At 59.2% G+C, this 19,971-nt stretch carries 17 protein-coding genes and 1 pseudogene; 6 read left to right on the top strand and 12 right to left on the bottom strand.

The genetic code is table 11. The features are described from left to right. Positions 1-1,157 (bottom strand): dihydroxy-acid dehydratase domain-containing protein (locus MOY_RS13065; RefSeq protein WP_009100517.1); only part of this gene is annotated, 1,157 nt, incomplete at its 3' end. Between the two features lie 134 nt (positions 1,158-1,291). On the opposite strand from MOY_RS13065, the gene recC reads away from it, so the two are divergent. Genes recC through recD form a run of 5 tightly spaced genes read left to right on the top strand, consistent with a single transcriptional unit; the run spans position 1,292 to position 11,624 of the window. Further along, complete coding sequence (recC, locus tag MOY_RS13060) at positions 1,292-4,861, top strand: exodeoxyribonuclease V subunit gamma (protein WP_009100516.1); 3,570 nt, start codon at positions 1,292-1,294, stop codon at positions 4,859-4,861. Between the two features lie 46 nt (positions 4,862-4,907). Beyond that, entirely contained in the window at positions 4,908-5,216 is a 309-nt protein-coding gene (locus MOY_RS13055; protein WP_009100515.1) for a nucleotidyltransferase domain-containing protein, read from the top strand. Then, a complete protein-coding gene (locus MOY_RS13050; protein ID WP_009100513.1) occupies positions 5,213-5,740 on the top strand; it encodes a hypothetical protein in 528 nt (175 codons plus the stop codon). Before MOY_RS13055 ends, MOY_RS13050 begins: the two co-directional genes overlap by 4 nt. Next, the gene (recB, locus tag MOY_RS13045; protein ID WP_009100510.1) at positions 5,737-9,423 is read left to right on the top strand and encodes an exodeoxyribonuclease V subunit beta; all 3,687 of its coding nucleotides are present in this window, start codon (positions 5,737-5,739) and stop codon (positions 9,421-9,423) included. The genes MOY_RS13050 and recB overlap by 4 nt, the downstream gene beginning before the upstream one ends. Continuing rightward, positions 9,420-11,624: an exodeoxyribonuclease V subunit alpha gene (recD, locus tag MOY_RS13040; RefSeq protein ID WP_009100508.1), complete on the top strand. Its 2,205-nt coding sequence runs from the start codon at positions 9,420-9,422 to the stop codon at positions 11,622-11,624. The genes recB and recD overlap by 4 nt, the downstream gene beginning before the upstream one ends. 8 nt (positions 11,625-11,632) lie before the next feature. Here the strand turns inward: recD and MOY_RS13035 are convergent, their stop codons facing one another. From MOY_RS13035 to MOY_RS13015, 5 genes are all read right to left on the bottom strand, one after another. Then, positions 11,633-12,385, bottom strand: a complete 753-nt coding sequence (locus MOY_RS13035; RefSeq protein ID WP_035540712.1) for an endonuclease/exonuclease/phosphatase family protein — start codon at positions 12,383-12,385, stop codon at positions 11,633-11,635. A 65-nt stretch (positions 12,386-12,450) separates the two neighbouring features. After that, entirely contained in the window at positions 12,451-13,368 is a 918-nt protein-coding gene (locus MOY_RS13030; protein WP_009100501.1) for a restriction endonuclease, read from the bottom strand. A 77-nt stretch (positions 13,369-13,445) separates the two neighbouring features. Next, complete coding sequence (locus MOY_RS13025) at positions 13,446-13,703, bottom strand: type II toxin-antitoxin system Phd/YefM family antitoxin (RefSeq protein ID WP_009100500.1); 258 nt, start codon at positions 13,701-13,703, stop codon at positions 13,446-13,448. Between the two features lie 34 nt (positions 13,704-13,737). Beyond that, entirely contained in the window at positions 13,738-14,073 is a 336-nt protein-coding gene (locus tag MOY_RS13020; RefSeq protein WP_009100498.1) for a zinc ribbon domain-containing protein YjdM, read from the bottom strand. 98 nt (positions 14,074-14,171) lie between these two features. Next, positions 14,172-14,738, bottom strand: a complete 567-nt coding sequence (locus tag MOY_RS13015; RefSeq protein ID WP_009100496.1) for a pyridoxamine 5'-phosphate oxidase family protein — start codon at positions 14,736-14,738, stop codon at positions 14,172-14,174. 174 nt (positions 14,739-14,912) lie between these two features. Here MOY_RS13015 and MOY_RS13010 point away from each other — a divergent pair, with 174 nt between their 5' ends. Then, positions 14,913-15,881, top strand: coding sequence for a zinc-binding metallopeptidase family protein (locus MOY_RS13010; protein WP_009100494.1), 969 nt, complete (start codon positions 14,913-14,915; stop codon positions 15,879-15,881). A gap of 5 nt (positions 15,882-15,886) precedes the next feature. Here the strand turns inward: MOY_RS13010 and MOY_RS13005 are convergent. From MOY_RS13005 to trpB, 6 genes and pseudogenes are all read right to left on the bottom strand, one after another. Beyond that, a pseudogene (locus MOY_RS13005) lies at positions 15,887-16,779 on the bottom strand (dihydrodipicolinate synthase family protein). Between the two features lie 21 nt (positions 16,780-16,800). Further along, on the bottom strand, positions 16,801-17,121 hold the full coding sequence (locus MOY_RS13000) for a hypothetical protein (RefSeq protein ID WP_009100489.1): 321 nt from the start codon (positions 17,119-17,121) through the stop codon (positions 16,801-16,803). Positions 17,122-17,163: 42 nt separating this feature from the next. Then, a complete protein-coding gene (locus tag MOY_RS12995; protein ID WP_009100486.1) occupies positions 17,164-17,448 on the bottom strand; it encodes a type II toxin-antitoxin system RelE family toxin in 285 nt (94 codons plus the stop codon). Next, positions 17,438-17,689, bottom strand: a complete 252-nt coding sequence (locus MOY_RS12990; RefSeq protein WP_009100484.1) for a type II toxin-antitoxin system Phd/YefM family antitoxin — start codon at positions 17,687-17,689, stop codon at positions 17,438-17,440. Before MOY_RS12990 ends, MOY_RS12995 begins: the two co-directional genes overlap by 11 nt. A 112-nt stretch (positions 17,690-17,801) precedes the next feature. Then, on the bottom strand, positions 17,802-18,620 hold the full coding sequence (gene trpA / locus MOY_RS12985; protein WP_009100483.1) for a tryptophan synthase subunit alpha: 819 nt from the start codon (positions 18,618-18,620) through the stop codon (positions 17,802-17,804). Between the two features lie 56 nt (positions 18,621-18,676). Then, complete coding sequence (trpB, locus tag MOY_RS12980; RefSeq protein WP_009100481.1) at positions 18,677-19,894, bottom strand: tryptophan synthase subunit beta; 1,218 nt, start codon at positions 19,892-19,894, stop codon at positions 18,677-18,679. Positions 19,895-19,971 lie beyond the last annotated feature (77 nt).

Here is a 19,971-nt window from a genome sequence, read left to right as displayed (position 1 = left end):
AACAAAATACGCAGATGGCTTTCGCCTTTAAGCGGGTTACCCAGCGGCGCGATGATCTGCTGATCAATGGGATAAGGCTCCACATCGGCTAAGTTCTCTGCCAGCGTTTTACCCGTGACCGTTAGGCAGTCGCCGTTAAGTAGCCCGGCATCCAGCAGGATTTTCATCAGCGGCTGAATACCGCCAATCGCCACCAGCTCGCTCATCATATAGTGGCCACTGGGGCGCAGGTCGGCCAGCACCGGCACGCGCTTACCAATCTCGGTAAAGTCTGACAGGGTCAGCTCAACGTCGATAGTGCGAGCCATGCCAATCAGGTGCAGCACCGCATTGGTCGACCCCCCAAGGGCGATGACCACCGTAATCGCGTTCTCGAACGCTTCGCGGGTCATGATATCGGAGGGTTTGATATTTTGAGCCAGCAGCGCCAGCACGGCCTCACCGGCGGCTTTACAGTCGTCGCGCTTTTCCTGAGAAATGGCGTTCTGCGCTGAACTACCCGGCAGGCTCATGCCCAATGCTTCAATGGCAGACGCCATGGTGTTGGCGGTATACATACCGCCACAGGAACCCGGGCCAGGGATGGCGGTTTCTTCGATGTTTTTAAGCTCAATTAGATCAATATCACCACGAGAATGGGCGCCCATCGCCTCAAACACCGAAACAATATCAGTGTGCCCTTTGCCGGGCATGATGGTGCCGCCATAAACAAACACGCTGGGGCGATTCAGTCGCGCCAAGCCCATCACGCAGCCCGGCATATTTTTATCGCAACCACCTATAGCTACCAGCCCATCAAACCCTTCACAGCCCGCCACGGTTTCAATCGAATCGGCAATCACTTCCCGCGAGACCAGCGAGTACTTCATGCCTTCGGTGCCGTTGGCAATGCCATCAGAAATAGTGATGGTATTAAAAATCACCCCTTTGCCACCCGCCGCGTCGGCACCAGCGCAGGCGAACTCTGCCAGCTCACCAATATGGCTATTACACGGCGTCACCATGCTCCAAGTGGAAGCGATACCCACCTGAGGCTTTTGAAAATCGTCGTCGTTGAAGCCCACGGCGCGCAGCATGGCGCGGCTAGCCGCTTTACCGGGGCCATCCACCACTTGGGCAGAGTGGCGGCGGGTATTATGGTTGGTCGGCTCGGTCATAACGGACTCCTCTCAATGGCATGGCAAAGGGCACAGCTTGGCGATATATCTGACATCCCGCAAGCTGCTTAACTTATGGCACCATAGCGTCACCACCACCCGTGACGCTGATTGCCGTGAAGGAACGCCGCCGTATGCCTGCCAATGCCTTGTTCTCCCCTACTCCGCTCCCTCCTGGCTTTATGGTGGTACATGCTAACCGCTTGGAAGATTTACGCGGTTTGGCGGTGGAGTGGATGCGCCGCCAGCCGTTGGGGCCGCTGGAGAACGAAACCATTCTGGTGCAGAGCAACGGTATTGGGCAGTGGCTGAAGCTGGCGCTGGCGGAAGACCCCAAAAACGGCGGCGCGGGTATTGCGGCGGCACTCGACGTAATGCTGCCCGCGCGGTTTCTATGGCAGGCCTACCGCACGGTGCTCACGCACGTTTCCCAAAACGCCGATGCCGTGCCGGAAACCTCGCCGTTCGATAAATCGCGCTTGGTGTGGCGGCTACTGCGCCTGCTGCCTACCCTGGCCGGGCAGCCGGTGTTCGAGCCGCTGGCGCAGTTTCTAGAAATCGACCGCGACCAGCGCAAGCACTACCAATTGGCCGAACGGCTGGCGGATCTGTTTGACCAGTATCAGGTGTACCGCGCCGACTGGCTGGATGCCTGGGCCAACGGCCACGATGTACTGATTACCGCAAAAGGCGAGCACCGCCCGCTGGAAGAGCACCAGCGCTGGCAGCCCGCGCTATGGCGCATCCTGCGTGACGACGTGGCTGCCACCCAAGGCGATGCCGGGCTGAACAGCAGCCGCGCCCAGGTGCACCAGCGCTTTTTGAAGGCCACCGAGCACTTGGAAGGCCAAGACTGCCCGCCGGGGCTGCCCCGGCGGCTGATTATCTTCGGGATTTCATCGCTGCCCCAGCAAACCCTGGAAGCGCTGGCGGCGCTCTCACGCTGCTGCCAAATCGTGCTGTGCGTGCACAACCCCTGCCAGTTCTACTGGGCGGATATTATCGAACACAAAGACCTGCTGCGCGCCCAGCGCTACCGCCAGCGGCGCAAAACCGGCATGCCCGAAGCGCTGGATGTACTGGGCACCGGCGACGCCGACGATGCCCTGCACCTGCACGCCCAACCGCTGCTGGCCGCCTGGGGCAAGCAGGGCCGCGACTACCTGCGCCTGCTCGATGAGCACGACGACTCTGGCAACTACCAAACCCTATTCGAGCAGCAGGCACTGCGCATCGATATGTTTGAGCCGTTCAGCGGTGAAGATCGCCACTGCCTGCTCAGCCAGCTGCAAGACGACATCCGCGAGCTGCGCCCCGTGGCGGAAACGCAAGGCCACTGGCCTGCACTGCCCGCTTCCGATGACTCCATCGTGTTTCATATCGCCCACGGCCCCCAGCGGGAAGTGGAGATTCTCCACGACCAGCTGCTAGCCGCCTTTAGCGCCGATCCACACCTGCGCCCGCGAGACATCATCGTTATGGTGCCGGATATCGACCGCTACGCGCCGCACATCGAAGCGGTATTTGGCCAGCTGCCCACGGACGACCCACGGCACATTCCCTACACGCTCTCGGACCAAGCCAGTCGCCACCGCCTGCCGCTAATGATTGCGCTGGAAAAGCTGCTGCGGCTGCCGGAGCTGCGCCTGTCGGTGAGCGATTTGCTCGACCTGCTAGAAGTACCCGCCCTGCGCCAGCGCTTCGGCCTAGAAGAACGCGACCTGCCGGTACTAGAGCGCTGGATGGAAGGCGCGGGCATCCGCTGGGGGCTCAACGCCAAGCAGCGCCAAAAGCTGGAACTGCCCGGCGGGCTAAGCCAAAACACCTGGGCCTTCGGCCTGCGCCGCCTGCTGTTGGGCTACACTGTGGGCGACGGCCACGCGTGGCAAGGCATCGAACCGTTTGATGATATTGGCGGGTTGGAAGCGGGCTTAGCGGGGCCCCTGGCCACGCTGCTAGAGAAGCTCGAAGCCACCTGGGAGACCTTCTGCCAACCCACCGATGCCGCCACCTGGGTCGCGCGGCTACGGGAACTGCTGGAGACTTTCTTCCTGACCGACGACGCCCAAGAGAGCGTCATGCTCTCCAAGCTGGAAAGCGGCTTGCAGCAGATGCTGGAAAGCAGCCGGGAAGCCGAACTCAACGACCCGCTGCCGCTCTCTATGGTGCGGGAGCACTGGCTGGCGCAGATTGATGAGCACAACCTTTCCCAACGCTTCTTGGCCGGTGCGGTCAACTTCGCCACGCTGATGCCCATGCGCGCCATCCCCTTCAAGCGGGTGTGCCTGCTGGGCATGAACGACGGCGAGTACCCCCGCTCCCAGCCGCCGCTGGATTTCGACCTGATGGGCAGCGACTACCGCCCCGGCGACCGCTCCCGCCGGGAAGACGACCGCTACCTGTTTTTGGAAGCGCTGCTCTCCGCCCGCGACCAGCTCTACGTGAGTTGGGTCGGCCGCAGCCAGATCGACAATACGCCGCTGCCACCTTCCGTACTGGTGGGCCAACTGCGCGACCACTTAGAAGCCGGCTGGCAAACGGAAGACGGCGCCCCGCTGCTGGAAACACTCACCACCGAGCATCCGCTGCAGCCGTTCAGCCGCGCCTACTTCACTCCCTCAACAAGCCGACTGTTCACCTATGCCCACGAATGGCGGGAAGTACACGCCCCGCGTACGCCCACCGCCGCGAGCCGTACGCTGCCGCCGCCAGAAAACGCCCCCACCACGCTGTCCCTTGGGCAACTGGGCGGCTTTCTGCGCGAGCCGGTGCGCAGCTTCTTCAATACCCGCCTCGGCGTCTATTTCGAGCAGGAGGCGATTGCCGAGCTAGACGCCGAACCCTTCGCCCTGGATGGCCTGCAAAACTGGCAGCTACAAGACCAGCTGATTGCCGCCCAACGCCACGCGGTGGATAACGGCCAGCCGCGTATTGAAGCATTGCACGAAGCATTGGAGCGCTTTCAAGGCCAGGGCGTGCTGGCCATGGGCGCGTTTGGCGAACGCATGCGCGATACCCTCGCCGAACCCATGGAAGCCCTTTTCAACGACTACGAAGAAGCGCTAGCCGCGTGGCCCATCGCCCTTAACGAACCCGAAGCGATTTACCTGGAAAGCCACGAGGGCAGCGTGTTGGAAGACTGGCTAAACGAACTGCGCCAGGATGAAGCAGGCCAACGCTGCCGCCTGCTGCTGCTCAGCAGCAGCTTGATCAAGAACAGCAAATACCAGTGGCACCTGCTGCTGCGCCCCTGGGTAGCGCACTTGGCAGGCAACTTGAGCGGCCCGATGACCACACAGCTGCTCTCCAAAGCGGGGCACGTCACGCTAGAGCCTGTGGATGCCGAAACCGCTCGCCAGCACTTGGAAACCCAGCTCGCCGCCTGGAAAGCCGGGTTAGCAACCCCACTGCCGCTTTCACCCCACGCCGCGTTTGCCTGGTTAACCAAACAAGGCACGCCGGAAATAGCCCAAGAGACCGACCGAGACAGCGACGCCTTTGCTGCCGCCGAAGCCGCTTACGAAGGCGGCTACAAAGTGACCGGGGAAGTAGCGCAAAGCGCCTATCTAGGCCACCAATGGCCCCGCTTCGAGCGGCTGTTTTTTGAGCAGGCCAACGGGCACACCTTTGCCACGCTGGCTGAAGCGCTGTACGCGCCGCTGTTCAAAGCAGTGAAAAAGCCCAATATCAGCAAAACCCAGTAAAGTGCTAACCTTTAAACACAGCACATGTAAGCAAGGAGCAGCCGCCATGCGTCTCACCCAAGCACAGCGCGATACCATTCTGTCAGGCGTTCGCGAGTTCGCCGGGGCCTCAACAGACACATACGTGTTTGGCTCTCGATTAGATGATACAAGGCGAGGCGGCGATGTTGATTTACTGCTGATATCCCCAGCGGCCATACCGCTGCTTGCTTGTGCCGAACTCAAAATGGCGTTGGAAAAGCGTCTCCAGCTACCTGTCGATATCCTGACCTATGTATCGAGTACAAAACCCACCCCCTTCCAAGCAATTGCCTTAGCGCAGGCACGCTCCATTAATAGTGAGAAAGCCGCATGAGTCAGGATATTCTCGGCGATCAACAACGCCACCTTGCGCAACTACTTGAAGCCATTCAGCGCTGCGCCTGGTTTCTACAGCAGTCACGCAACAAAGTTACCTGGCCAATGGATGGCGAGTGGCTAGCGGATCACAAAAAAGATGTAGCACTATTCGAAACACTTGCCGCTATCAATGAGCGGTTTGCCAAGCTGCAAGACTCTTTAGCGTCAGCCATGCGACACAGCGCTTTACTGGCTGGCGAACCCACTGACAGCTTTCTCAAAGTGCTGGCTCTATTTGAAAAGCAAAGGGTGATTGATGACATTAGCGATTGGCAGCGCTGCCGAGCTATTCGCAATATAGCGGCGCATGACTACGCAACGCACTACGCCCAAATAGCAGAACACTTTAATCTACTGAACGAACTCGCCGACATGCTCCTTCTAACGTCACAACGTCTTGTGAACTGGAGCGCAGAGCAACTACAGATTTTGCCCGCAAGTCAGGATTTCTCTACTGAGTTTGACAGTATTTTCATATGAGTCAGCCAACCCCACTCAACCCTCTTAAGCTCCCACTCCACGGCAGCCGTTTGATTGAAGCCAGCGCGGGCACGGGGAAAACTTTCACCATCGCGCTGCTCTACGTGCGCCTGGTGCTGGGCGGGCAGCACAGCAAGGACGACACCGCCTTCGTACGCCCGCTCACCCCGCCGGAAATTCTGGTGGTCACGTTCACCAACGCCGCCACGCAAGAATTGCGTGAACGTATCCGCCACCGGCTGGTAGAAGCGGCGGCGGTGTTTCGTCATCAGGGTGAAGACTCTCTTCTGTTAGCGCTACGCAGCCAATACCCCGAGGCCACCTGGCCCGCCTGCGCCCGCCGCTTAGAGTTAGCCGCCGAGTGGATGGACGAAGCCGCGGTTTCCACCATCCACAGTTGGTGCTACCGCATGCTGCGCGAGCACGCCTTCGATAGCGGCAGCCTGTTCTCGCTCAATTTAGAAAACGACCAGCAAGAGCTAGAGCAAGAGGTAGTGCGCGACTACTGGCGCACCTTCTACTACCCGCTAGACGCCGAGGCGCTGGGCAGCATCACCAGCTACTGGAAATCGCCCGACCAGCTGCACCAAGACGTACGCAAACTGCTCCACGAAAGCGATGCACTGGGCGCCCCACGCCCCGAGCCCACGCACACCTTAAGCACCGCCGCCGCCGAGCGCAGCGCCCTGCTCAGTACCCTGAAAGCCCCCTGGCCCGCCTGGCTGGACGACCTAGTGCCCGCGCTGGAAGACGCCGCCAAACGCAAAGCCTTCAAAGGCCAAAGCTTCAACGCCAAAAGCCGTGCCAACTGGCTAGGCGCCCTGCGGGTGTGGTGCGACAGCGACGCCACCCGCCCTGCGCTCACCCCCGCCGCCTGGAAACGCCTCACCCCAGAGGGCATGGCGGAAATATGGAAAGAGGGCGCGCCCCCTTGCCCCGCCGCCTGGCAAGCGCTGGCCGAGCTGCCCGCCGCACTGAATGCCCTGCCCGAGCCGCGCAACGACCTGCTGATTCACGCCGTGCAGTGGTGCAAAGTGCGCCTGGAGCGGGAGCAAGAGCGCCGCGCCGAAATGGGCCCCAACGATCTGCTCACCCATTTAGACCGCGCCCTGCAAGGCCCCAATAAAGAGGCGCTGGCCGCGCAAATTCTGCGCCAGTTCCCCGTAGCGCTGATCGACGAATTCCAGGACACCGACCCCATCCAGTACCGCATTTTCAACGCGGTGTATGAGGTCGCCAAGCCCCGCCGAGACGCCGCCATGCTTCTGATAGGCGACCCCAAGCAGGCCATTTACGCCTTTCGCGGCGCGGATATCTTCACCTACTTAAAAGCCCGCGAAGACACCGCAGGCCGCCACGTCACCCTGGGCACCAACTACCGCTCCAGCCGCGCCATGGTAAACGCAGTGAACCACTGCTTCCGCTACGCCGATGAGCACCCGGCCGGGGCGTTTCTGTTCCGCGAAGAAGGCGGCGACAACCCGCTGCCGTTTCTGCCGGTAGAGGCCAAAGGCCGCAGTGAGCAGCTTGTACACCAGGGCCAGCCGCTGCCCGCCATGACGCTTTGGCCGCTGGAAGCCGACGAGCCGCTCTCCAAAACCGCCTACCAAACCGAGATGGCCGAACGCTGCGCCTCGTACATGGCGGAACTGCTCAGCGCGGGCCAACAAGGCGAGAGCGGCTTTCAAACCGATGAGACGCTCACCCCGCTCAAGCCATCGGATATGGCGGTACTGGTGAACGGCCTACAGGAAGCCCGCGCCATTCGCCTAGCGCTGGCCAGCCGTGGGGTGAAGAGCGTGTATCTCTCTGACCACGATAAGGTGTTTAGCTCGCCTATGGCCGCCCAGGTAGAGCGCTGGCTGCGCGCCTGCGCCGAGCCGCTGGCCAGCTCCCGCCAGGCCGAAGCACACCTGCGCGCAGCACTGGCCACGCCGGTGCTGGGGCTGAGCTTGGCGGACCTAGACCACCTGCAGCAAAACGAGCTGGCCTGGGAAGAGCGAGTAGAACAGTTCAGCCGCTACCACCGCCTGTGGCAGCGCCAAGGCATGCTGCCGCTGGTGCGCCGCATCATGGTGGATTTTGATATTCCCGCCCGCCTGCTGGCGGAGTTTGAAGAGGGTGAGCGCTTGCTCACCGACCTGCTACACCTGGGCGAACTGCTGCAGCAGGCGAGCGCCGAACTGGACGGCGAACACGCGCTGATTCGCTTTCTGTTTGACGCCATTGCCGACCCGGAAAGCCACGGCGACAGCCACAAGCTGCGCCTGGAGAGCGACGCGGATTTGGTCAAAGTGGTCACCATCCACAAATCCAAAGGGCTGGAGTATCCGCTGGTGTTTCTGCCCTTCATTGCCAACCACCGCCCGGTCAAAGCTGAGGACGTACCGCTGCGCTGGCACGACGGCGAGGGCAACCTACAGCTCAGCCTAGAAGCGGATGACGCGATACTCGCCACCGCCGACCGCGAACGGCTGGGGGAAGACCTGCGCAAACTCTACGTGGCGCTCACCCGCGCCCGCCACGCCACCTGGCTAGGGCTGGCCCCGCTGAAAGCCCTGGAAAACAGCGCACTGGGCTACCTGCTAAAAGGCGGCAGCGCCCTGTCACCGGAGGCGCTCAATAACGCGCTTGATGAACTGGTGGAAGGCAGCGAGATACAGATTCACCAACCCCCCGCGCCCACCGCAGAGCGCGTGGCCCAAGTGGAGCAAAGCAGTGCGCTGGGCCACGCCCGCACGCCCACGCGCCCCGCTAAAGAGCACTGGTGGATTGCCAGCTACTCCGCGCTGCGGCTTTCCGGCACGCTTACCGCTCCGGTGCTGCCACCGCTGGAACCCACCACCGCCCAGGAAGCCACCGCGTTTGAAGTGCTGGATGAACCCCAAGAACTATCTCAAGAACGATCCCAGCTAGAAGCGTTTCACTTACATAAGTTTCCACGCGGCCCCGGCCCCGGCACCTTTCTGCACGGGCTGCTGGAGTGGGCGGGCAAGCAAGGCTTCGATAGTGCCGCCAACGATATGGAAGCACTCAACGATATGCTGTGGCGGCGGGTGCAGCTACGCGGCTGGCAGGCATGGCAAGAACCGCTGGCGGGTTGGCTAAGCGCCCTGCTCACCACGCCGCTACCGCTGGCCGCGCCCACCCCGCAAAGCGTGGCGCTGAATGAGTTAGAAAGCTATCAGGTAGAGCTAGAGTTCTGGTTTGCCGCCAAGCGGGTGAACACACAAGCCATCGATGCGCTGGTGAGCAAGCACTTACTGCCAGGGGTAGAGCGCCCCGCGCTGGATGCCGACACCCTGAACGGCATGCTGAAAGGCTTCATTGACTTGGCCTTCGAGCACCAGGGGCGCTTTTACGTGCTGGACTGGAAATCGAACTACTTGGGCCCCAACGACAGCGCCTACGACCCCGAAGCCCTGCGCCACGCGCTGCTGGCCAAACGCTACGACCTGCAGGCCGCGCTCTACTTACTCGCTATGCACCGGCTGTTAAAAGCGCGCCTGCCAGATTACGACCCGCACCAGCATTTGGGCGGCTCGATGACGGTATTCCTGCGCGGCAGCCGCAGCCCTGGGCGCGGCGTGGTGGGCGAGCCCGCCCCGGTTGAACTCATCGAAGCCCTGGATAGCCTGTTTGCAGGCGAGCCCCACGCCACCCAGCAGGAGGCCACGGCATGAGCCGCCAGCACGACACCCACACCTTCGATATGTTTGGCGATGCGCCCACCGCCAGCGCCCACCCGGCACTCAGCAGCACTCCGGAACTGCTGGCCCTGTGCGAACGCTGGGTAGCACGAGGCTGGCTGCGGGATTTAGACCGCGCCCTGGTGCGCTTTTTAGCCAGCGAAGCCCCAGACGCCCCCACGCTGCTGCTACTGGCCGCCGCGCTGGCCAGCCACCAGCTAGGCCACGGCCACGTATGCCTGGATATTAACGCCACGCTCAACGCGCCGGATTTCGCCCTTTCGCTACCGCCCGAAGGGGACGACCTCACCGACCCGCCGCCGCTGCCCAGCGATGTGCTGGCCACGCTCACGCTCAGCGAATGGCAAGCCGCCCTGCACCACCCGCTGCTCACAAGCAAAGGTCCAGGCAACACGCCGCTAGTCGTAGTGACCACTCACTCAGCCAACGGCGACCCCAGCACACGGCTCTACCTGCGCCGCTACTGGCAGTACGAACAAAGCCTGCACCAACACATCGCCGCACGCCTGGAAGAGATGAATGACGCCAGCGCCTCGGGGTTACTCCCCCAAGCGCTCAACATCCTGTTCAAGCAAGGCAACGGCCTAGACTGGCAAAAAACCGCCTGCGCCCTGGCCGCCCGCAGCCGCTTCGGCATCATTACCGGCGGCCCCGGCACCGGCAAAACCACCACCGTGGTACGCCTGCTCGCCCTGCTGCAAACCCTACAACTGGCCCAGCACCCCAGCCAAGCGCTGCGCATTCGCCTAGCCGCCCCCACCGGCAAAGCCGCCGCCCGCTTGAACGAATCTATCGCTGGGCAGGTGAATGCGTTACCGCTTGATGAGTTGGCAACGCTGTTAAGTGAACACTCACCTTCTGCGGCAGCCAGCGAGATCGCGATTCCTACGGAAGTGACAACACTGCACCGTTTACTCGGCGCACGCCCCGACACCCGCCACTTCCGCCACAGCGCCGCCAACCCGCTAGCGCTGGATGTACTGGTGATCGACGAAGCCTCAATGGTGGATATCGAAATGATGGCCGCCACCCTCAGTGCCCTACCCGCCCACGCCCAGTGCATTCTGCTGGGGGATAAAGACCAGCTCGCCTCGGTAGAGGCAGGCTCGGTACTGGGCGACCTATGCCGCCGCGCCGACGCCGCCCACTACACCCCGGCCACCGCCGAATGGCTGGCACAAGCTACCGGCCAGCCGATGCCCGCAGATTTCATCGACCCCGAAGGCCAACCGCTCGACCAAGCCATTACCATGCTGCGGGTTAGCCACCGCTTTAATGAACACAGCGGCATCGGCCAACTGGCGAAAGCCATTAACCAGCCAAGCCATGCGCAAAGCGAACGGGAAAAACAGCAGGTGGTAAGCGCCGTGCTGCGCCACGGCTACCCGGATGTGCACCACTTGGTAATGAACGACGACGCCGCGCTAGATAAGCTGGTGATTCACGGCAGCCCCAGCGGTTTTGCAAGCAACGGCGAAGGCCGCACCGACCACCAAGGCCAGCCCATCGCCCCGCCCACCGGCTACCGCCACTACCTCAACGTGCTGCACGCACAGCGCCCACGAGGGGAGTCGTTCGAGGAGAACCAAGCCGTTTATAACACCTGGGCGAGTGAGGTACTCAGCGCCTACAGCCACTTCCAACTGCTGTGCGCGCTGCGCAAAGGCCCCTGGGGGGTTGAAGGCTTAAACCAGCGCATCGCCAGCACATTGCGCCGCGAAAAACTGCTGTTAGTCAGCGACTACACCTTGGAGAAAGGCTGGTATGAAGGCCGCCCGGTACTGGTCACCCAAAACGACTACGGCCTGAAACTAATGAACGGCGATATCGGCATCACCCTGGCCGTGCCCGACCCACGCAATCCACAGCAAACGCTATTAAGAGTCGCGTTCCCCAGCAGCGACACCGAAAAGCCCATCCGCTGGGTGCTGCCTTCCCGTCTGCACGCGGTGGAAACCGTGTTTGCGATGACAGTGCACAAATCCCAAGGCTCGGAGTTCTTGCACACCGCCCTACTGCTACCGCCCACGCTAAACCCCATTCTGACCCGCGAGCTGGTGTACACCGGCATCACCCGCGCCCGCGAATGGCTCACGGTGGTGGAAGCCAAACGCGGGGTGTTGAATGAGTCGGTGGTGAGGGAAGTGGTTAGGGTTAGTGGGGTTGGGGGTTAATATCAATGTTAGCTGTTAATATCCAAGGTTAACGGAACATGATCACTTGTTGAGATCCAATCATCATGCTGGCCGATACGCAAAGAACATGTTTCAGTTAAGTCAGAAGAAGTAAAAACATAATCAATGTGATAGGCCTTGCGGCGATTCCGCTGTAAAAAAAACGTTGGGCTGGTCTCCTTGCCTTGTTCTTCTCCGAACAGGCTATGATACTGGCTCTTGAAACCCATCTCGCCGAGTTCAGCAACTACATTTGAGTGATTCCACCATCGATCTGGCTTATCCCAGCGTGCATTGCTATTAAAATCACCGAGAATGATGGTCTTGGGCCCGCTGAGTTCGTTACGGTGAATCTGAAGGTACTTCCAGAATTGGCCCATGTAGCCAAATGCTTCTTCGTTGCGCCCCTTTGTCCAAACGGCAAGCACGATGAAATCTTTATTAATGGTGAAAGGGAGAAAAAGCCTGAGATCTTCCGTGCTCCATCTCAGTGTTGCACTTTTGCTGAACAGCCCAGAGATGGAAAAGCTGCCGCTCCAATTTAACTTTTCAACTTGATGACCGTTTCGCGAAAAAATGCCGATGCCACGATTTTTTGACTCACCCAACCACAAGTAAGAACCAGCCCATTCCCTATATTCAGGGGTCGATAATGCAGGATCTTCACATTCCTGAACCACCAAGACATCAGCTCGCAAACTATCTGCTTCTGCAAGCTTTCGTCTCAGTGCTCCATTACAATTCCAAGTTACGATTTTCATAGAGAGATAGTTGCAGTCAAGGGGGCCAACATACGCTGCGTTTGGCTTTTTTATAAGCTTCTCGGTTAGTCTTCGACAAAAAAATCAGTATCCACTTTCTTAACTTCATATACTGCGGCAGAACTAACGCCCACGCCATGATCAATCATCAGTTGCACGAGATCCGTGCCGTCTAGCAGAACAACTTTGGGATCAATTTGTCCGACGTAATCCAATGCCTCCTTTGAGAATCGACTAGTTGTAATGAAGACTCCTTTCCTAGCCCGCTGACCATGCAAAGCTCCAACAAATTTCTGAATCTCCGGTCGCCCTACCACTGACTCCCAACGTTTTGCCTGGAGATATATAGTTTCCAGTCCAAGACGATCTTCTTTAATGACGCCATCAATACCTTCATCGGCCGTTTTACGGGTAGCTCTGCCTGCTTCTTTTACAGAACCTCCATATCCCATCGAAACGATAAGGTGAACAACGAGTTTTTCGAAAAATTCAGGCGTATTACTCTTTATGAGATGAAGAAGCTCGTTTGCAACTTCGTCTCGTAACTGCTGATAGGCTTGCTCCAATGTTTCTTCAGGAGTTGTAGTCGTTGTCTCACTATCACAACTATGAGTTACTTTTTCAGTTCGATTTTTACTGCTTGCTTGCCTGAACTCCTGAAACTCTTCAAATCGCTGCAGATACTGGATGTCTATCCGCTCTGGGCTTTCTGAAAGAGCTTTTCGGCCGCGATTGGAAATATAAAACTTACCCCGCTTAGGTGATTCCAAGACCCCAGCTTGGGTTAAGTAAACCTTAGCCCAGGCTACACGGTTTGCGAAGGTAGATTGTCGGCCGCTTGGCAGCCTTTCCTCAAGATCTTCTTGGGACAGGCACATCATTTTTGCCAATCTCTCACGAGCTTCTTGCATAGTATGCTCTTCACCATCAGCAGAGATCTTGAGTAATGGCAACATCAGTGATTGAAAATCAGGTACAGCCAAGAACGTCTCCTGTTGTATTAACGGTGGATGCAAGCTCTAAGTGCAACATGTCCAGACCAACAATAGAAGCAGCTATATTAAATTTGACAATTGCGATATTGCTCTATTGAACGGCTTAGATGCGTTGCATTCCTGGGTGAACGAAGCAGATGTACTGTTTCCATGAGGCTATGATGATAAACCAATGACATCAAAACAAAATTGTCGGGCCCCTTGCGGGTGATAATCATTATATCTGCTAGCTCATGGGTACGCAGAGCCACGTTACCTTTCTTGAAGTGCTGGATCTCGTGGATACCATTGAGGATTTCTGCACCCAGGTTTCGATCAGCCATGTTTGACGGCCTCTTGGAACAGTCCTTCGTTAATTCAAGCTTTCTTCACAAATTGCGCGGTCACCATCATGTCGCCTGCGCCGTCTACTTTGCAGTCTAGCTGGTGGTCTTTGCCCTCTTTTAGCCGTTTGATGACGGCTTTGGTGCCGATCTTGAGCACTTGGGAGCTGCCTTTCACCTTGAGGTCTTTGATCAGCGTGACCTTGTCGCCTTCGGCGAGCGGCGTGCCGTTGGCATCCGCCACGTTCACGGCCTCTTCGGCGGCGGCTTCTTCAGGGTTCCATTCGTGGGCGCATTCGGGGCAGATGAACAGGCGTTGATCCTGATAGACAAATTCAGACTGGCAGCGGGGGCATGGCGGGCAAGACATAAGCAGTGGCTTCTATAGTGAATGAGCGGCTGATAATACTCAGCCAGGGCGGCCTTGGCGACTGGGGCGTGGCGGTGGCCGTTTGCGTTGCCAGTGCGTTAGGGAACCACCCACTGCCCTGCCCAGCCGTCTTCACGCGTAAACAGGGCGCGGCGGTGCTGCGGGCCGAGGTGCAGCGCATCAATGGTGTTGACCTGGAGTAACAGCACGGCGAAGGCCTGCTGATCTGGCGTTTTGGTGTACGCCAACGCATCGGTAATTGGCTCGCCAGGGGTAGGGCCACTGCTGTAGGCGCTGCGCGAGTGTTCAGGCACCCGCTGCCAGTGTTCGTGAGCAGTATCTCCCGTTAACACCGTCACGCTTGCCTCAATACGCGTTTGCAGATGGGCGGTGCCATCCCATACATGCAGCGCGGCAACGGGAGTGGTATGTAGTGCCTTTACCTTATCTGAATGAACATCTGTATATAGCGTGAGTGTGGCGGCCTGTTTGTCTGCGCTACGCAGCACCACCGTGCGTGCCTGGGGCATGCCGCTTGGGCTGACGGTTGCCAAGGTAGGGTGCCGAGCAGGTGCGTGGCGGTCGTGTACGCCGCGAATCAAGCGTGCCCACAGGTGGTCGTGAAGCTGTGGCAGCGTTTCGGCCCAAGGGTGGAGAGTTTGCATAACATGTCCCCTTAGCTGTGCATCGATGTTTAGGATAATCAATTTACCATTGCATCACGGCGCGGGTGGCAGTATATGGCTTTAACGCAATAGAGCACGCTATGCAATCGCCGTTGGACGTAACTGGGTCTCGGCTCCTAGACTGTAAGCTCATTTCTTTTGAGTTACCGACCTATGCGTGTCTTTTCTAATCCGGTCGGTGCCGGTTCACTCTGGTTTGATAATTTGGTCACGGCGGATGGTGTGCCGGTGGCTTACGACCCCCAGGCGCGGGCGTTTATTCCCATGCCGCCCTTCTGTGCCAACCGCGAGGTGATTGGCTGTAACTGGATTGCCCCGAAACAGGGCGAGTTCTGCCGCGCCTGCGCGATGACGGCGCTGGCGCCCGACCCTTCCATTGCCGGTGCGATCCCCAACTGGGCGCAAACCGAGGCAGCCAAGCGCTGGGTGATTGACAACCTGGGCCGCTGGAACTGGTTTCGCCCGGAAGACCCCGGCGCACCGCCGGTGTTTCATATGCTGGCGGAAGGCGGCATCCCGGTGCCCATGGGGCATGTGGGCGGCGTGGTAACGATTAGCGTGGCCGAGGCAGATCCGGTGCTGCGCACCACCCGCAAAGAGGCGTTGGATGAGCCTTACCGCACCATGATTGGCCATATGCGCCATGAAATTGCCCACATGCTGTGGTGGCGGCTGAGCCTGCGGGATGACTTTTTGGATGCGTTTCGTGAGATGTTTGGCGATGAGCGAGCGGACTACCCAGCGGCGTTGCAGCGCCATTACCAAGATGGCCCGCCGCCGGACTGGCGCCAGCGTTTCCTCACTACCTACGCATCGGCACACCCGCATGAAGACTTTGCTGAAACCGCATCGCACTTGCTGCACTTAACCGATATTACCGACAGCTTTGTGTCTTCAGGCATGACCTCTCCAGCCTTGCCCAATACCTATAACTGGGATGCCTACGCCGAGCCGGATGCCGAGCGGCTGATTCACATTGCCGCCTCGTTAGTGGCGGGCGTGAACCATGTGAACCGCTCGATGGGGCTGTCGGATCTTTATCCGTTTGTGCTTTCCGATGTCGCGATGAAAAAGCTGGCGTTTGTTCACGACTGGCTGCGGCGCGGCGCACAAGGGCTTTGAGCGATTTAGTGAAGTCCAAGCGCCTCAACTACCGCTGCAACCTTCTGGCGGGCTTCCCCTTGCAGGGTATTCAACGGCTGGGGTAGGCAGGGGCGCTAACGCGACCGGTGAGTTCAGCAATGGTCGCTGCCACCCGCAGGCTGCCGCCATACTCGTTGTACAGCGCCCATAGCCGCGCTAAGGTTTCTGAACGGGCTTGGGCTTGTTCGGCATCGCCCGCTTGGGCGGCGCGGGTGAGCGCCAGCGCAATCTCTGGGTACAACCCGCCAATCACCGAATACCACGCCTCACAGCCCGCCAGCAGGCCCGTGGCGGCGGCGGGGTCGCCGCTGATGCCGATGGTCACATCATTAGGAATCAGCGCCCGCAGCCGCGCCACGCGGGCTTTGGCATCTTCCAAGTCAGTAGACACTGGCGGAATTTTGATCGAGCGCACCTGGGGCAGCTCAGCAATGCGACCATGCATCTCGTCGCTGAACGTAAAGTGGGTGGTGCCCGGGTTGTCGTACACGCACAGCGGCACGCTGATGGCGCGGCTGACGCTGCTGAACAGGTTGAACACGTCGTCATCGGTCAGCTTTTGGTACGAAACAGGCGCTAACAGCAGCCCGCTCGCCCCGGCCTGTTGGGCATGTTCGGCATTGGCCAACACATCGCGGGTGCGCAGCGCACCAATGCCCACCACCACCGGCACCCCCGCCGCACTCTCCACGCTCAGCTTGGCCACCCGCGCCCGCTCTTCCACGCTTAGATAAGCGTAGCTGCCGGTAGAACCCAGCACGCCAATGGAATCCACCTGTGCTTGCGCCAAGCGGGCCACGAGCTGGATAAACTCCTGCTCGTTAATGCCCTGCTCATTCATGGGGGTTAGCGGAAACGCACTCAGGCCGGTAAACATGGCAGTGTCCTTTCAGAAGTTTTATTGACCGAAACTAATCCCCAAACGCAGTGCTTGCAGGCCGTCCAGCTGTACCGTGACCTCATCAGACAACAGCGGGTGGCCTTGCACGCGCACGTTGACCGCTGCCTGGGAGCCACGGTAGCTAAGCGTTACGGCAATATTGGCGCTCTTGCTAACGGGGGCCAGCAGGTCATATTCGACGTTATCCACGCTGACCGATGACAGTCCACGGGCTTCTAACTGCTGCTCGACTTCCTTCTCGATCACCACGCCGTAGTAGAAATGGATGCCTGCGTAGCCGAGTCCCAGCAGTACCAGTAATGAAAAGAGCTTGCCCATTATTTGCCTCTGTTTGTGGTCATTTGCACGATAGGTGATGGATTACATCCGGCGCTTTAGCGACGCGTAGACGTTGCCTTTGTCACGCTTACCCACAGCAATAACGTAGATAAACAGTTCATCATCCACTACTTCATAAACCAGACGATAGCCTACGCTTCGAAGCTTTATTTTGTAGCAGGAATCGAAACCACTGAGTTTATCGGCAGGCACACGTGGAGTTTCTAGCCTTTCAGCTAGCTTCTTTTTGAACTGTTGTTTGACGGGTGGGCTAAGCTTTTCCCACTCTTTCAAGGCCGCGGGCAAAAAGCGTAGCTTATAAGTCATCCAGTGATACCGTGACCGCCTTGTCTTTATCGGCGCGACGCTCCTCCACTAGCTTGGCCAGCTCGTAGTCTTCCAGCATCTCCATCATCGCCTCGTAAGTTTCTACAGGGACTAGGTAAGCGGCGGGCTTGTTGTGATTCAACACAGCAATGGGGGCACCGCTTGCTTGGGTCAGCAGTGCCGAAGGGTTTTTCTTTAGCTCAGAAATACTGACCGAAAAGTTAGCTAATACTTGGTGCATAGAAACCTCCTGAAGCCATAAAAAAGCTCCTTTTCTAGCCCTCATATTAGCTCTTTTTTTGCGACAACTCCAAGCGTTCGCTGTTTACATTCACCGCTCAACGATGCGATGCCTAATGCCTGCACCCTCTCACACTCTCCGCCAGCGCTTTCACCAGCCCATGCACCCGCGCCACGGCCTCTTCGCCGCTGCTGGCGTGTTCGATGCAATCTACCAGCGCAGAGCCCACTACCACGGCGTCGCTAAAGCGGCCAATGGTGGCGGCCTGTTCGGCGGTGCGGATGCCAAAGCCCACGGCGATGGGCAGCGGCGTGTGTTCGCGCAGCTGATTCACGGCGCTTTCCAACCGCTCCGTCGTGGGTGCGCTGCCGCCCGTCACACCCGCCACGGAAACGTAGTAGATAAACCCGGAGGCGTTGGCCAGCACTTTGGGCAGCCGCTTGGCATCGGTGGTGGGCGTGGCGAGACGGATAAAATCAATGCCGTGCTGGGCAGCAGGCTGGCACAGCTCTTCGTCGTGTTCGGGCGGTAGATCCACCACGATCAGCCCGTCTACTCCGGCCTTGGCGGCATCGGTTAAGAAGCGCTCGACGCCGTAGCAGTAAATCGGGTTGTAGTAGCCCATCAGCACAATGGGGGTGGTGCTGTTTTGTTCACGGAACTGGCACACCATTTCCAGGGTTTTGGCTTGGGTTTGGCCGTTTTCCAGCGCTCGCAGGGCGGCTTTTTGAATGGCGGGCCCATCGGCCATGGGGTCGCTGAACGGCATGCCGAGTTCGATGATATCCACACCCGCTTCCGGCAGCCCGTGCAGCAGGCGGCGGGAGGTCTCGGGGTCTGGGTCGCCAGCGGTGAGGTAGCTTACCAGCGCCGGGCGGTTTTGCTGTTTGAGCGCGGCAAAGCACGCTTCAAGACGCGACGTTGTGTTCATGCTGCTCTCCTCCACTAGCCTGTTCTCCTCCACTACATTGCTCTCGCGTAGGGCGCTCATACGTTTTTTACTCCGAACTTATCCCCCAGGTGATGGGCAACGCTCACCATGTCTTTATCGCCACGACCACTGAGGTTGACCACCATCAGATGCTCGCGGGGCAGTGTTGGCGCGCGCTTAGCCACTTCGGCCAGGGCGTGGGCGGTTTCCAGCGCAGGGATGATGCCCTCTTGGCGACAGCAGATTTGGAATGCTTCCAGCGCTTCGTCATCGGTGGCGGAAACGTACTCAACCCGCCCCTGCTCGTGCAACCAGGCGTGCTCGGGGCCAATGCCGGGGTAATCTAGCCCGGCGGAAATCGAGTGGGCGTCGATAATCTGGCCATCTTCGTTTTGCAGCAGGTAAGTACGGTTGCCGTGCAGCACGCCGGGGGTGCCGCCGTTCAGGCTAGCGGCGTGCAGGCCGCTGTTAACGCCTTTACCGCCCGCCTCCACGCCCACCATGTGAACGCTTTCATCATCAATAAACGGGTAGAACAGGCCCATGGCATTAGAGCCACCGCCCACGCAGGCAATCAGCGAATCCGGCAGGCGGCCCTGCTTTTCAAGCATTTGGGTGCGGGTTTCATGGCCAATCACCGCTTGGAAATCGCGCACCATGGCCGGGTACGGGTGCGGGCCTGCCACGGTGCCGATGATGTAAAAGGTGTCGTCGACGTTTGTTACCCAGTCGCGCAGCGCTTCGTTCATGGCGTCTTTGAGGGTGCCGGTGCCAGAGGTCACTGGCACGATCTCCGCGCCCAACAGCTTCATGCGGAACACGTTGGGCTGTTGGCGTTCGATGTCGGTGGCGCCCATGTAAATCACGCAGGGCAAACCAAAGCGGGCCGCGACGGTGGCTGTCGCCACGCCGTGCATGCCCGCACCGGTTTCCGCGATGATGCGCTTTTTGCCCATCTGCTTGGCCAGCAGCACCTGACCAATGCAGTTGTTAATCTTGTGCGCGCCGGTGTGGTTCAGCTCTTCGCGCTTGAGGTAAATGCTCGCACCGCCGAAGTGCTCGGTGAGGCGCTCGGCAAAGTAGAGCGGGCTGGGGCGGCCAACGTAGTCGCCCTGAAAATAGGCGAGCTGGCGCTGAAATTCCGGGTCGTTTTTGGCGGTGGTGTACTCATCCTGCAGCTCAAGAATCAGCGGCATCAGGGTTTCAGCGACAAAGCGGCCACCGAAACTGCCAAACAGCCCGTTGGCATCGGGTAGGCTTAAGGGTTTGTTCATCACGACCTCTGCGGTATCGGGGCGATTTAAGATGCTAACGACGTTAACGCAGGCAGGCGGGAAGAAAAATCGATAAG

The organism is Halomonas sp. GFAJ-1 (assembly GCF_000236625.2).
In the GTDB taxonomy this organism is placed as follows: Bacteria; Pseudomonadota; Gammaproteobacteria; order Pseudomonadales; family Halomonadaceae; genus Vreelandella.
Note: the sequence above shows the minus strand (reverse complement) of the source record. Positions and strands in the feature narration are given on the sequence as shown.